This window comes from Bergeyella cardium (assembly GCF_009914665.1).
Taxonomy (GTDB): Bacteria; Bacteroidota; Bacteroidia; order Flavobacteriales; family Weeksellaceae; genus Bergeyella_A; species Bergeyella_A cardium.
On the sequence record NZ_CP029149.1, the window covers coordinates 910,369 to 923,717 of the forward strand.

Below are 13,349 nucleotides of genomic sequence, written 5' to 3' on the forward strand. Positions count from 1 at the left end.
TAGAAAAATACAATTATTATAATAAAATACGCATCAGTCTTTATTATTCTCATAAAAATGTTTACTTTTACGCCATTATTTTAATTATTAACCCTATAATAACCTCATATCAAAATGAATAAGTCCATCTATATCATCACTCCTGATAGCTACAGCGGCAAGATTCTCGTGAGTCTTGGAATAATGCAAACCATTATCAGAAATACGCCTAATGTGGCTTACTTTAAACCTATTCTGGAACGAGCAGATGACAATCATATCTCTACGATGATTTCTCAGTTTAACCTGAATATGAAATACGAAGAGGCATTTGCCTTTACGCGAGACCAGGCAATTACACTGAAAAATCAGGGTAAAATCTCTGAGGTCTATGATACGATTATTAATAAATATAAGGCTTTGGAAGAGCGGTTTGACTTCGTTCTTGTAGAAGGGGTAGACCTTGCGAAGGAGTCCAGCACTTTTGACTTTAATTTTGATATTTCCATCATTCGCTCGCTCAACACCCCTGCCTTAGCTGTAGTAAAAGACAGCTTCACCACAGAAGAAGCCCTCCTTAGCCATACCAGAGTGGAGCTGAATACCCTACTGGAAAATGAGATAAAAGTACTCGGACTTTTCATTAACAAAGCCGAAAATCATACTTCTGAAACCAAACAAACCCTCGAAAGAGAATTTAAAAACATACATTTCACCATCATTCCACAGGAAGAAATTCTGGAAAAACCAACATTAAAGGAAATAGCCAATGCCCTTAATGCCGACTTCCTCTACGAAGACAAAAATGTAAATGTAATCGCTCAAAAGACCATCGTTGGAGGGATGAGATTGCACAATTTCCTGCCTCGCCTTACCGAAAATTGTATTGCAGTAATACCAGCAGACCGCTCAGACCTTATCGTGGGGACACTTGCAGCGAGCTTCTCTACCAACTACCCAAGAGTAGCGGGTATTGTGCTCTATGGTGGCTTTGAGCCAGAAGAGGCGATTAGTAAAATCATCGAGGGAACCAGCATTGGTGTTCCTATTATCCACGCTCAGACGGGAACCTACGAAACGGCAAATATCATTGGGAATATACGGTCGAGAATCTATCCAGAAAGTGAAGAGAAAATCAAACTCTGCCTACAGCTCTTCGATAAGCACACCGATATTTCTGACCTCAACACAAGGATTTCCTCCTTTAAATCTGACACCCTTACACCAAGGATGTTCCAATACAATATGGTAAAAGCTGCTAAAAAAGCACAGAAACATATTGTACTCCCAGAAGGTACAGACGACAGAATCCTTACCGCTGCCTCTCAACTCGCAAGTGATGAGCTGGCAACACTCACCATCTTAGGAGAGCGAGACGGCATATTGAGAAGAGTAAATGAACTCGGATTGAAGTGGAATAATGACAGAATATCCATCATTAACCCTATTGAAAGCCCGAAATATAAAGACTATTACGAGAAACTCTACGAACTGAGAAAAGCAAAAGGTTTGGAGCTCTCCCAAGCAAAAGACCTAATGCTTGATGTTTCCTACTTCGGAACAATGATGGTCTTCTTAGGCGATGCCGACGGTATGGTATCTGGTGCTGTAAATACTACGGCACACACCATTCTCCCATCGCTACAGTTCGTAAAAACAAAAGCGGGAGTGAATACCGTATCCTCCGTATTCTTTATGCTCCTCCCAGACAGAGTGCTGGTATATGGCGACTGTGCCATAGTGCCAAACCCTACGGCAGAGCAGCTTGCAGAGATTGCCATTACCTCTGCAGATTCTGCTAAAGCATTCGGTATAGAGCCAAAAGTAGCCCTTCTCTCCTACTCCTCTGGAAACTCTGGAAGTGGTGCCGATGTAGATAAAGTACGCTCTGCAACTGCCATTGTGAAAGAGCAGAGACCAGATCTCCTCGTAGAAGGTCCTATTCAGTACGATGCTGCGGTAGATCCAAAGGTGGGCTCACAGAAAATTCCTAATTCTCCAGTAGCTGGGCAAGCAAATGTGCTCATCTTCCCAGATTTGAATACGGGGAATAATACCTACAAAGCAGTACAGAGAGAAACAGGAGCTCTTGCCATCGGTCCAATGCTTCAAGGGCTTAAAAAGCCTGTGAATGACCTTAGCCGAGGCGCTACAATCCCCGATATTTATAACACAGTACTCATCACAGCTATACAGGCAGTAATGGAGGATTAAACTCACTAAAAAAAACATTCATTATTAACATTAAAATAGATTATTCAATGGAAATACTTATTATAAACTCTGGGAGTTCTTCCCTAAAATATCAGTTGATAGACTCCCAAACAGGAGAATCCAAAGCAAGAGGTTTGGTTGACAGAATCGGAATAGATGGTAGCACCATAAAGTATGTAGCACTAAAAAACGGCAAAGAGATAGAGGTGAAAAAACAGCTCCCAATTGCCAACCACGAAGAGGGGCTCAACCTTGTAACAGAGCTTTTGTGCGATGCAGAAGTGGGCGTAATCTCCAACCCTGATGATATAAAAGGCGTAGGGCATAGAGTAGTCCACGGAGGTGAAAGACTGGTACAGCCCACCATCATCACCGATGAAATAGAAAAAATCATAGAAGAGCTCATTCCCCTTGCTCCGCTTCACAACCCTGGCAACCTCAGCGGTATCCGCGTAGCGAGAAAACTCTTTGCAAAGGCTACCCACTGTGCCGTATTGGATACTGCCTTCCACCAGACAATGCCTGCGAAAGCGTACAGATATGCTATCCCGGCTGAATTTTATGAGAAAAATGGAGTACGGGCGTATGGCTTCCACGGTATCAGCCATAAATTTGTAGATGGAGAAGCGAGAAAACTCCTCAATAAACCTAATGCTAAAAATATTACAATACACATCGGTAATGGAGCGAGTATGTCTGCCGTAAATGCTGAAGGAAAATGCGTAGATACCTCTATGGGCTTCACCCCTCTTGATGGTTTGGTAATGGGTACGAGATGCGGACAGATAGACCCAGGCGTTATCTTCTATATGGGCTCTCAGCTGGGGCTTAGCAATGATGAAATTAATACCATTCTCAATAAAAAATCAGGGATGCTCGGCGTATCTGGATACTCCGATGCTCGAGATGTTTCGGATAAATACCACACAGGTGATGCCAATGCTATTCTCTGCTACGAGATGTATGCCTACCGAATCAAGAAATTCATCGGTGCCTATACTGCAGCACTCAATGGTTTAGACTCCATTATCTTTACCGCAGGTCTGGGAGAAAACGATGCCCTCGTTCGTAAGCTGGTATGCCAAGACCTCAGCTTCCTCGGAATAGAGCTTGATGAAGAAAAGAATGAACAGCTCAACCACCCAAAACACCCTGTAGAAGTACAGAAAGACGGTGCAAGGGTAAAAATCTTCATTATCCCAACCAATGAAGAGCTACAAATTGTAAACGAAATTATAGACCTCGTTAAGTAGCTTTTGGCTTTTAGCTTCTAGCTTTTGGCAATAAAAAAAATACAGCCTTTAAAGGGCTGTATTTTTTTTTGCTATTTGCTATTGGCTAATAACCCACTAGCGTGGGGAGCAATTATTTCATTTTCCTTTCCGACAGGCCCATTTTTATTCCCGACAAGTTCATTTTTGTTCCCGACAGCCCACTGGCGTGGGGAGCAATTATTTTTTAAGTGCTCCACCTGCAAGGTGCGTGGAGAGGAATTGTTTTTAAGTGCATCACTGGCTACGGTGTGACTGCCGTGCTAGGGCTAAGTGCACACACCTGCAAGGTGTGTAGGGCTAAGAAATGATTTTAAAGTCAAGCTGTTTTTGGAGGAGATTTGCTTTCATTACTTTGATTTGTACGGGGTCTCCGAGCCGGTACTCATTTCCTGTTCGGGAGCCTATTACGGAGTGGGTTTGTGGGTCGTAGGTATAGGAATCATCCATTAAATCACGAAGTTTTATCAGTCCTTCGGCGCCATTCTCTGGGATTTCTACCCAGAAGCCAAACTCTGCTACACCAGAAACAATCCCTGTGAAAACCTCTCCGATATGCTTTTCCATAAACTTTACCTGCATAAATTTTATGCTTTCTCTCTCGGCATTAGAGGCAAGCATCTCCATATCTGAGCAGTGTTTGCACTGGCTTTCCAGCTCGGAGGCATCTACGCTTTTGCCTTTATCAAGGTAATACTGCAAAAGCCGATGGGCGATAATGTCTGGATATCGGCGGATGGGCGATGTGAAGTGGGTATAATAATCAAAGCCCAAACCGTAGTGCCCAATGGGCTCGGTGGAGTATTTGGCCTTGCTCATAGAGCGCATAGCGAGGGTTTCTATCATATTCTCCTCGCCTTTGCCTTTTACTTCTTTGAGCAGATGATTCATACTCTGGGCTATATTTTTAGGATTTGAAATATCCATTTTATAACCAAAAGTAGAGACAAAATCTCTGAGGGCTTCGAGCTTAGTAGGGTCGGGATTATCGTGAATACGATAGATGAAAGTCTTGTGCGTAGGCTCTTTTCTCTGATTAAGGGAGATGAACTCCGATACCTTTTTATTGGCGAGGAGCATAAACTCTTCTATGAGGTGATTGGCATCTTTACTCATCTTAAAATATACTCCGATAGGCTCGTTATTCTCATCAAGGTTGAAACGAACTTCTGAGCGGTCAAAGGTGATGGCTCCATCTTTTATTCTCTTCTCACGAAGGATTTTTGCCAATCGGTCAAGGGTAAGAATCTCCTCAGCGAGGTCTCCTTCCTGGGTTTCTATCCTCTCCTGAGCCTCTTCGTAGGTAAATCTTCTGCGGGAATGTATAAGCGTCCTGCCGAACCATTGTTTCTGGATTTCAGCATTATCATTCAACTCAAATACCGCCGAGAAGGTGTATTTATCTTCATTTGGGCGAAGGGAGCAGAGGTCATTGCTAAGGATTTCGGGAAGCATTGGAACAACTCTATCCACAAGATAGACGGAGGTAGCGCGGTGGTAAGCCTCCTCGTCCAACAGCGAATCGGGAACCACATAGTGAGAAACATCCGCGATGTGTACGCCTACCTCCCAGTTACCGTTCTCCAACTTTTGAAGGGAGAGGGCATCATCAAAGTCCTTAGCATCTTTGGGGTCTATGGTAAAGGTGAGCACCTCTCGCATATCTCTGCGCTTTTGTACCTCTTCTTCCTTTATGGAGCGGTCTATATGCGCAGCTTCCTGCTCTACTTCTTCTGGAAAATCGTGTGGCAAACCATAATCTGCAAGTATGGAATGTATCTCGGTTTCGTGCTCGCCTGGCTTACCGAGAATACGGATGATTTCACCTTCGGGGTTTTTGGATTGCGGCTCCCATTTTAGGATTCTTACAACGACTTTATCACCATTCTGAGCACCATTAAAATGAGACTTTGCAATAAAAATATCAGTATTAATGGTCTTCTTATCCCCTACTACAAAGCCAAATTCCTTATGTTTAATAAACTCAAAAGTACCGACGAATGAGTCTTTTTTCCGTTCTAATACCTGCAAAACAGAGCCTTCTAACCTCTTGCCTTTGTAATGATAAGTTACAACCAAGACTTTGTCTCCCTGCAAGGCATCTTTTACATTTTTAGAGTGGATGAATATATCCTCATCTATCCCCTCTGCATTTACATAAGCATTTCCCGACTGATTAAAATCAATAATACCCTCTACAGTAGCTTCTATCAGAATATTTGCAGCATATCTTCCTTTTTCTGTTTCCTTGATTTTCTCCTGAGCCCTCAATAGGTGCAGTGCCTGTATCACTTGCTCTCTCTGGCGAGGGTTCTTATGCTCTATCGCATCGGAAATTTGTTTATAATTATAGGTTTTTGATGTGTTCTGATTGAGGAAACGCATAATCTGCCTTCCTATTTCTTTCAGTTTATTATCATTTTTCTTCGATCTGTATTTTCTTTTTTTTGCCATTTCAAAAATTGATTTTAAAGTTCGCCTTGCCTTCTTTCAATCGGAAAACAAAGGTATATAAATTATTCTTTCTTATTTTATGCAGTAAATAGAAAAAGCCTATCTTAGCGGGCATAAACTAATATTTATCACTTATGAAGAAGTTAATATTCGCTACAGCACTTGTATTAGGAAGCCTTGCCAGTGCTCAAATCGAGGGAAAATGGAAAACCATAGACGACGAAACAGGGAAAGCAAAATCCGTTGTAGAAATCTTTAAAAAATCCGATGGGAAATACTACGGAAAGATTCTCCAGCTGATGAAACCTCCAAAAAATGAAAACTGTGTGAAATGCAAAGACGACCGTAAGGATAAGCCTTTGATTGGACTGGAAATCATTCGCGGACTGAAAAAAGACGGCGATGAATACAGTGGCGGAACAATAACCAACCCAGCCGATGGAAGAGACTACAAAACCATCATTATAAAAGATGGAAACACCCTAAAAGTGAAAGCTCTACTTCTTGGAATAGCAGTAAGAACACAAGTTTGGCACGCAGTGAAGTAATAAATTAAGAAATCATATTAGTACTTTTTGATTATTAAATTCCCTTTTTAAAGCATTGCTTAAAGAGGGGATTTTCCTTTTTCTCTACTCTGTTTTGACCAGGTCTTTAACTCTTATCCTCCTTAGGGAGATAAAGACTATTTTATATCAAAGTTGGAAAATATTCAGGATTAAGAATGTAGATTATATCTTTTGAAAAAAGAAAAAAGAGTATAAAGTATATACTCTTTTTAATCGTACCCCAGACGGGACTTGAACCCGTACGTCCTTGCGGACACAGGATTTTAAGTCCTGCGTGTCTACCAATTCCACCACCAGGGCAGCCAAAAAAAATAGAAGCCGAAACTTCTACTTTTCTTTGAGCGAAAAACGGGACTCGAACCCGCGACCCCAACCTTGGCAAGGTTGTGCTCTACCAACTGAGCTATTTTCGCATTATGTGCGGATGAAGGGACTCGAACCCCCACGCCTCACGGCACCAGATCCTAAGTCTGGCGTGGCTACCAATTACACCACATCCGCTTAAAATAAAAGACCTCTTCGCTGTTTGTGGGTGCAAAGATAGAATAAATTTTCTATTCTCCAAATTTTTGGAGAAAATAATCTCAGATTTTATCGGGCAGATATTTTTTTATACTTTTACGCCAATAATTAATTTTTAAGAAAATGGAATTACAAGGAACAATTAAAAAAATATTTGAAATCCAATCTTTTCCTTCAGGATTTCAAAAAAGAGAAATGATTTTACTTACCCAGGAGCAATATCCTCAGCCTGTCAGCATCGAATTTCTATCTGAAAAAATGAATTTATTAGACAATGTTTCAGAAGGAGATAATGTAAAAGTAGGTATTAATATAAGAGGAAGAGAGTGGGTAAATCCTCAGGGAGAAACGAAATACTTTAATAGTATTACAGCCTGGAGGCTAGAAAAAGTAGCTGACAATGGAGGCTATTCAGAGCCAACTCAAGCTACTCCAGCACCAGAGCAGGAAGTACAAGACACATCTTCTTCTACCAATGTTTTTGAAGAGGATGAAGATGATGACTTGCCTTTCTAGAACAATCTTCACAAGAGAGGAAAAACTAATGTTAAACCAGGGCTATACAAATTGTATAGCCCTGGTTTATTACTCCTTTAAAAGGTCAAATATTATCTATGCCTTCACAAGCGCATCTTTGGTCTCGTTTAATGAGAGAAGGAGTTCTTCACCTTCATCAATCTGCTTATTGACGAGCATCTCTGCCAGCAAGTCTTCTATATATTTTTGAACAACTCGTTTCAGAGGTCTTGCCCCAAAGTCTTTATCCCAGCCTTTTTCAGCAATGAAGTCTTTAGCTTCATCAGTAAGCTGAAGTTTATAGCCGAGCTTATTCAGTCTTGTATAGAGTTTAGTAAGCTCAAGGTCTATGATTTTTCTTATATCTTCTTTTTGCAGAGAGTTGAAGATAATAATATCATCTATCCTGTTAAGAAACTCTGGTGCAAATGCCTTTTTAAGTGCACTTTCTATAGTTGCGCGAGCACGGGCATCACTGGTAGATTGTCTTGCTGCAGTGCCAAAACCTACGCCATCTCCAAAGTCCTTCAAATCCCTCGTACCAATATTTGAGGTAAGGATAATGATGGTATTTCGGAAATCTATTTTCCTACCAAGAGAGTCGGTTACATAGCCTTCATCCAAGATTTGAAGAAGCAGATTGAATACATCAGGATGTGCTTTTTCTATCTCATCCAGTAGAACCACTGCATAGGGTTTTCTGCGTACAGCTTCGGTGAGCTGACCACCCTCTTCATAACCCACATAGCCTGGAGGAGCTCCTACCAATCGAGAAACAGCAAATTTCTCCATATACTCACTCATATCTATACGAATGAGGGCTTCATCTGAGTCAAAAAGCTCACGAGCCATTACTTTGGCAAGCTCAGTTTTACCCACCCCAGTAGAGCCGAGAAAGATAAAAGTACCTATCGGTCGGTTGGGGTCTTTGAGCCCTGCGCGGTTTCTCTGTATGGCTTTTACTACTTTATTCACCGCATCTGTCTGACCTATTACCTTACCATTGATAAGCTCATTCATCTGTGCGAGTTTATCCAGCTCGTTTTTGCCTACTTTGGTTACAGGGATTCCGCTCATCATAGAAACTACTTCAGCTACATTTTCTTCGGTTACGAGTTCTTTGGCTTCTTTTGTATTCTTATCCCACTCGTCCTGTACTACCTGCAGTTCGCGAAGGAGATGTTCTTCCTCTTCTTTATATGTCCTTGCTTCAAGGTAGTCTTGTGCTTTTGCAGCCTTCTGTTTTAGGCTTTTTACCTCTTCTATCTTTTGTTCAAGTTCAATGATTTTGGTAGGGACTTTTATATTCTTAATATAAACTCTGGAGCCTGCTTCGTCCATTGCATCAATAGCCTTGTCTGGAAGAAATCTATCGGTAATATATCTTGAAGTGAGATTAACACACGCCATAATAGCCTCCGATGTATAGGTTACATTATGGTGTTCCTCGTATTTATCCTTGATTTGATTTAAAATCTGAATGGTCTCCTCCACAGAAGTTGGCTCTACCATTACCTTTTGGAAGCGCCTTTCCAGAGCACCATCTTTTTCTATATACTGCCTGTACTCATCAAGGGTGGTAGCTCCGATGCACTGAATCTCTCCCCTTGCTAATGCAGGTTTAAACATATTGGAAGCATCCAAACTGCCCGCTGCACCTCCTGCCCCTACGATGGTATGAAGCTCATCAATGAAGAGTATAACATCTCTGTTTTTCTCTAATTCGGTCATAATGGCTTTCATTCGCTCTTCAAACTGACCACGATACTTTGTCCCTGCAACCAAACTTGCCAAGTCAAGGGTAATTACTCTTTTATTATAAAGCACTCGAGAGACTTTTTTCTGATGAATCCTAAGTGCCAGACCTTCTGCAATGGCAGATTTACCAACACCAGGCTCACCTATAAGTAATGGATTATTCTTTTTCCTTCGGGAGAGTATCTGCGAAACTCTTTCTATTTCTTTTTCTCTACCGATAACGGGGTCAAGTTTTCCATCTCTTGCTAGAGCTGTAAGGTCTCGCCCGAAATTATCAAGCGTAGGGGTTTTAGTCTTTCCAGAACTGATACTTCCTGTAAGATGCTTCATCTGGTTGTATTCTTCTCTATCGTCTTCATCTTCATAAGCGCCCATTTTGGGCTGGGTAGCATCTGAATCTTTCAAGGTAGATTTAAGCTCCTCCTCTACTCTATTGTAATCTATATCGTAAGCTGCTAAGATATGAGCTGCTGGATCTTCTTGTTTATGAAGAATTCCGAGCAAAAGGTGTATAGCGCTTACCTCTTCACTTTGATACAGCCTACACTCCAGCTGAGCACGAAGAATAGCCGAATTCGCCATTTTAGTAAGCGGAATACTCTGCTTAGGTTCAGACAGAGGGCTTGGAGCTACTGCCTCGCTTAGGTTTTCTATTTTTCGCCTGATTTGGGTAAGGTCTGCATTAAGAGATTGTAATAAATCTCTCGCTGTATTCTCTGTCTTCACAATCCCAAGTAAGAGATGTTCTGTATTGACAAACTCACTGTTGAGTCTTCTTGCTTCATTTGTGCTTTGACTAAGCACTTTTTTAAAGTCTTCTGATAACTTGTAATCCATAATCTTTTCTCACAAAATAAGGGGTTTTGTCCTTAGGCCGACCAAAATTACAAATATTTTACCAATATGGAGTTTCTGACTTTATGGCAGAAGCCAAATAAAAATGATTTGTTACATTTGCCCTCTCAAAAATAAATTTCTATGAACAGCCAAATTGCCGAGTATATCGGTTATACAGCCTCTATTTTCATCGTATTAAGTTTTGTATTTAAGAATATAACCACCATTAGAATTATCAATATGATTGGTTGTATGTGCTTTGTAGTTTATGGTTTTTACAGTGGCGACAAACCTTTTTACCCTGTCATCATTCCCAATGCAATACTCTCTGTAGTCCAAATATTCTTTTTGATAAAAGAGAGCAAAAACAAACCCTCAAATTCATAAGATGACGATACAGGAGAAACAGCAGGAAATCATCAATGATTTTGAATTCCTCGAAGACTGGGAACAGAAATACGAATACATTATAGATCTCGGTAAGGGCTTAAAACCTATGGCTGAGGATAAGAAAACGGAGGAAAACCTCATCAAAGGTTGCCAGTCCCAAGTATGGATTTCACCTGATTTCCGAGAAGGCAAGCTCTACTTTGATGTAGATTCAGACGGGATACTCCCAAAAGGCATCGTCGCTCTACTTGCCAGCGTATATAGCGGGCATCCTGTGGAGGAAATCCTATCCTCTGACTTTAAATTTATAGAAGAAATAGGGCTCAGAGAGTTCCTCTCCCCCTCCCGAGCCAATGGACTGGCTGCAATGACTAAACAAATAAAATTCTACGCCGTAGCATATCAGTTGAAATCTTGATAAAAGTAGTTGCATATCGCTTTTCCGCTCTGGGAGATGTAGCGATGACCGCCCCCGTCTTCCGAGAGATACTCGAACAGAACCCCAATCTGGAAATCACCATTGTTTCCCGAGATTCTTTCAGAGATATATTTGAAGGTATCCCTCGCCTGAACTTTAAAGGGGTAAATCTGAAAAAATACAAAGGGCTGATGGGGATGAGAAAGCTCGCGCTTGAGATTCATCACGAGATAAAACCCGATTTTATTGCCGACCTCCACGATGTTATCCGCAGCAAAATGCTCAATAAAATCTTCAAAATAAAAGGCTATAAAGTCTTCAAAATAAATAAAGGAAAGGAAGAAAAAAAACTCCTCACCGATGTCTGGAATATAGAAAAACACCCCATTAAACGAACCACCGAGCGCTACGCAGATGTCTTCCGAGAGATGGGGTTTCCCGTAACGCTCTCAGACAAGCTCCGCCCCACTTCTGAGGCAAAGCACGGCATCGGCATCGCTCCTTTTGCTCAGCACAAAGGCAAAGTTCTGCCCATAGAAAAAACCTACGAGCTCATTAAAATCATCGCCAAAAAAGAAAAAGTATACCTCTTCGGAGGGGGGAAGGAAGAAACCGAAATCCTCTCCCAATGGGAAAAAGAAATCCCCAATACCCACAGCCTCGCAGGTAAGCTCAAACTAAAAGAAGAGCTACAGCAGATCGGTGAGCTAAAACTGATGATTTCTATGGACTCTGCCAATATGCACTTCGCAAGCCTTATGGGCACCCGATGCATCTCCATCTGGGGGCAAACCCACCCCTATGCGGGCTTCCTCGGCTATGGGCAGCGGTTAGAAGACGCCGTGCATATCCAAGACCTCACCTGCCGCCCTTGCTCCGTATTCGGAGATAAGGAATGCTACAGGGGCGACTGGGCGTGCCTCCACGAAATCAATATCCAAAAAATCCTCAGCAAGGTCTATCCACAAGAGGTATAAAGTAATCCTTTATCTGAAAAATAATCCTTACCATTTAGTTTAAAATTAAAAGACTACACAACTTTGTCTATACTTAATATTCTCTGGCAATTTTAACTAAAAGGCTTTGCCTTTGTTTTATCGAATAAAATGTGATTCTACTTAAAAACTAATGCTATAAGTACCTGTGGAAGAGGTTTGGGCTTTTTCTGCCTTTACATATCTCTTAATCCACGAGATGGTGATACTTACAATACACGGGTCTGAGCTCCCCGAAAGGCGGTGGGCAGAAGTTACATTACCCGCCTTATCCACCGTATAGGAAATCGTAATAGTGCCAGAAGCGGTGCAGTCGTGCGCAGGCTGAGCGCCTCCACGCCCCATAGTGCCAGGGATAAATGCAACGAGCTTTCTATCTACTCCAATCTTGCTATTGCCACTGCCCTCGCCACCGAGAGGGTCTCCCTCATTACCGGAAGTACCTGCCGTACCCTGAGAGCCAGCCTTAGTTCCTCTACCCCTCAAGAGGTTTGCAACCGCTTCATTCGGCTGTGGCTGGCTATTCGTATTGGCAGATGAGGCTTGCTTTGTTTTTGATTGAGAAGAAGTGGCTTTATCGGTATTTTGAGTTGTGGTTTTTTCTTTTGACTTTACCTCTTTTTTTGTTTCTTTTGGCTTTTCGGCTATGAGTTTTTCATTCTTGCCTGTTAGGATTTTATCTTTCACGGTTTCCTGAGGCTGAGGTTTTGTTTCTGGCTGAGGCGGGGAAACAGGCGTAGGCTGAGGTTGGATATTTTCTACTGTGTTTGGAGGTATCTGAGGAGCGGGCTCTTCTTCACCTGTACCGTTTTGATTATCGCCAAAGTTGATGAGCATAGTAGTGATCACTTCCTCCTTAGGAAGCGTTCTCGTGAACTGATAAAAATAGATAAGGAGAAAGAACAGGAGGGTGAGGAGAGCGGTTATAACGGCACTTCTCCTTTTGTCCTTCGTTTGGTTGTTTCTATGTAGCTCAGCGTAATCCATCCCGCGTTTTTTTGATAGTAAATATTGAGATGATGTATTAATCTACTTGCAGCGTTGCAATAGCGATATTGAAATGATGAGTCTCTGCGATATTCATTAAAAATACGATGTCTTTATGCTTTGTATTTTCATCTGCTCGAATTGTAAAAGCGGGGTTTTGCTCATCTTTAAGGAGGTTGACAAGGTAGTTTTCTATCTCTTCGGCTTTCATTTCTTTATCATTAATGAAATATGAGCCATCTTCTTTTACGGTAATTGCTGTAGGGTCTTGGATACTTGGATCTCCAGCTGATGCTTTGGGGAGTTTTACATCTATGGCACTCTGGCTAATGGCAGAGCTGGTAATCATAAAAAAGATAAGGAGGAGGAAGATGATATCCGTCATCGATGCCATACTGAACTCTGCACTTACCCTGTTTCTTCTTCGTAGGTTCATAGG

11 protein-coding genes and 3 tRNA genes are annotated in these 13,349 nt (G+C 41.7%); 7 read left to right on the forward strand and 7 right to left on the reverse strand.

Translation table 11 applies throughout. The features are described 5' to 3' along the window. The first annotated feature begins 114 nt into the window (after positions 1 to 114). Entirely contained in the window at positions 115 to 2,193 is a 2,079-nt protein-coding gene (gene pta, locus DBX24_RS04220; protein WP_160224062.1) for a phosphate acetyltransferase, read from the forward strand. 47 nt (positions 2,194 to 2,240) lie between these two features. After that, positions 2,241 to 3,446: an acetate/propionate family kinase gene (locus DBX24_RS04225; RefSeq protein ID WP_120488229.1), complete on the forward strand. Its 1,206-nt coding sequence runs from the start codon at positions 2,241 to 2,243 to the stop codon at positions 3,444 to 3,446. A 318-nt stretch (positions 3,447 to 3,764) separates the two neighbouring features. On the opposite strand, the gene rnr is transcribed toward DBX24_RS04225, so the two are convergent. Then, positions 3,765 to 5,918 carry a ribonuclease R gene (gene rnr, locus DBX24_RS04230; RefSeq protein ID WP_160224063.1) on the reverse strand — a complete coding sequence of 718 codons (2,154 nt, stop codon included), beginning with the start codon at positions 5,916 to 5,918 and terminating at the stop codon, positions 3,765 to 3,767. A 134-nt stretch (positions 5,919 to 6,052) separates the two neighbouring features. Between rnr and DBX24_RS04235 the strand changes: the two genes are divergently transcribed. Then, a complete protein-coding gene (locus DBX24_RS04235; RefSeq protein ID WP_120488226.1) occupies positions 6,053 to 6,466 on the forward strand; it encodes a DUF2147 domain-containing protein in 414 nt (137 codons plus the stop codon). A gap of 237 nt (positions 6,467 to 6,703) precedes the next feature. Here DBX24_RS04235 and DBX24_RS04240 read toward each other — a convergent pair. From DBX24_RS04240 to DBX24_RS04250, 3 genes are all read right to left on the reverse strand, one after another. Continuing rightward, positions 6,704 to 6,787: transfer RNA gene (locus DBX24_RS04240), tRNA-Leu, on the reverse strand. A 40-nt stretch (positions 6,788 to 6,827) separates the two neighbouring features. Continuing rightward, positions 6,828 to 6,900: transfer RNA gene (locus DBX24_RS04245), tRNA-Gly, on the reverse strand. A gap of 6 nt (positions 6,901 to 6,906) precedes the next feature. Continuing rightward, positions 6,907 to 6,988: transfer RNA gene (locus DBX24_RS04250), tRNA-Leu, on the reverse strand. A gap of 144 nt (positions 6,989 to 7,132) precedes the next feature. On the opposite strand from DBX24_RS04250, the gene DBX24_RS04255 reads away from it, so the two are divergent. Beyond that, positions 7,133 to 7,525 (forward strand): DUF3127 domain-containing protein, encoded by a 393-nt coding sequence (locus DBX24_RS04255; RefSeq protein WP_120488225.1) that lies wholly within the window; start codon positions 7,133 to 7,135, stop codon positions 7,523 to 7,525. A 96-nt stretch (positions 7,526 to 7,621) separates the two neighbouring features. On the opposite strand, the gene DBX24_RS04260 is transcribed toward DBX24_RS04255, so the two are convergent. Then, positions 7,622 to 10,120, reverse strand: coding sequence for an ATP-dependent Clp protease ATP-binding subunit (locus tag DBX24_RS04260; protein ID WP_160224064.1), 2,499 nt, complete (start codon positions 10,118 to 10,120; stop codon positions 7,622 to 7,624). 141 nt (positions 10,121 to 10,261) lie between these two features. Between DBX24_RS04260 and DBX24_RS04265 the strand changes: the two genes are divergently transcribed. From DBX24_RS04265 to DBX24_RS04275, 3 genes are read left to right on the forward strand one after another with little or no spacing between them, the layout of a single operon-like run. After that, a complete protein-coding gene (locus tag DBX24_RS04265; protein ID WP_120488223.1) occupies positions 10,262 to 10,507 on the forward strand; it encodes a uroporphyrinogen decarboxylase in 246 nt (81 codons plus the stop codon). A gap of 1 nt (position 10,508) precedes the next feature. Then, positions 10,509 to 10,928 carry a SufE family protein gene (locus DBX24_RS04270; RefSeq protein WP_120488222.1) on the forward strand — a complete coding sequence of 140 codons (420 nt, stop codon included), beginning with the start codon at positions 10,509 to 10,511 and terminating at the stop codon, positions 10,926 to 10,928. Beyond that, on the forward strand, positions 10,928 to 11,905 hold the full coding sequence (locus DBX24_RS04275) for a glycosyltransferase family 9 protein (protein ID WP_120489650.1): 978 nt from the start codon (positions 10,928 to 10,930) through the stop codon (positions 11,903 to 11,905). Before DBX24_RS04270 ends, DBX24_RS04275 begins: the two co-directional genes overlap by 1 nt. A 141-nt stretch (positions 11,906 to 12,046) precedes the next feature. Here DBX24_RS04275 and DBX24_RS04280 read toward each other — a convergent pair whose 3' ends face one another. Continuing rightward, entirely contained in the window at positions 12,047 to 12,910 is an 864-nt protein-coding gene (locus DBX24_RS04280; RefSeq protein ID WP_160224065.1) for a ferric siderophore ABC transporter substrate-binding protein, read from the reverse strand. A 37-nt stretch (positions 12,911 to 12,947) separates the two neighbouring features. Then, positions 12,948 to 13,346: an ExbD/TolR family protein gene (locus tag DBX24_RS04285; RefSeq protein WP_120488220.1), complete on the reverse strand. Its 399-nt coding sequence runs from the start codon at positions 13,344 to 13,346 to the stop codon at positions 12,948 to 12,950. Between the last annotated feature and the right edge of the window lie 3 nt (positions 13,347 to 13,349).

Bases quoted from the DNA above. Each gene is read 5' to 3' on its own strand.
- DBX24_RS04265 (WP_120488223.1), top strand. From the start codon at position 10,262: ATGAACAGCCAAATTGCCGAGTATATCGGTTATACAGCCTCTATTTTC.
- DBX24_RS04255 (WP_120488225.1), top strand. From the start codon at position 7,133: ATGGAATTACAAGGAACAATTAAAAAAATATTTGAAATCCAATCTTTT.
- DBX24_RS04270 (WP_120488222.1), top strand. From the start codon at position 10,509: ATGACGATACAGGAGAAACAGCAGGAAATCATCAATGATTTTGAATTC.
- rnr (WP_160224063.1), bottom strand. From the start codon at position 5,918: ATGGCAAAAAAAAGAAAATACAGATCGAAGAAAAATGATAATAAACTG.
- DBX24_RS04235 (WP_120488226.1), top strand. From the start codon at position 6,053: ATGAAGAAGTTAATATTCGCTACAGCACTTGTATTAGGAAGCCTTGCC.
- DBX24_RS04285 (WP_120488220.1), bottom strand. From the start codon at position 13,346: ATGAACCTACGAAGAAGAAACAGGGTAAGTGCAGAGTTCAGTATGGCA.
- DBX24_RS04280 (WP_160224065.1), bottom strand. From the start codon at position 12,910: ATGGATTACGCTGAGCTACATAGAAACAACCAAACGAAGGACAAAAGG.
- DBX24_RS04260 (WP_160224064.1), bottom strand. From the start codon at position 10,120: ATGGATTACAAGTTATCAGAAGACTTTAAAAAAGTGCTTAGTCAAAGC.
- DBX24_RS04225 (WP_120488229.1), top strand. From the start codon at position 2,241: ATGGAAATACTTATTATAAACTCTGGGAGTTCTTCCCTAAAATATCAG.
- pta (WP_160224062.1), top strand. From the start codon at position 115: ATGAATAAGTCCATCTATATCATCACTCCTGATAGCTACAGCGGCAAG.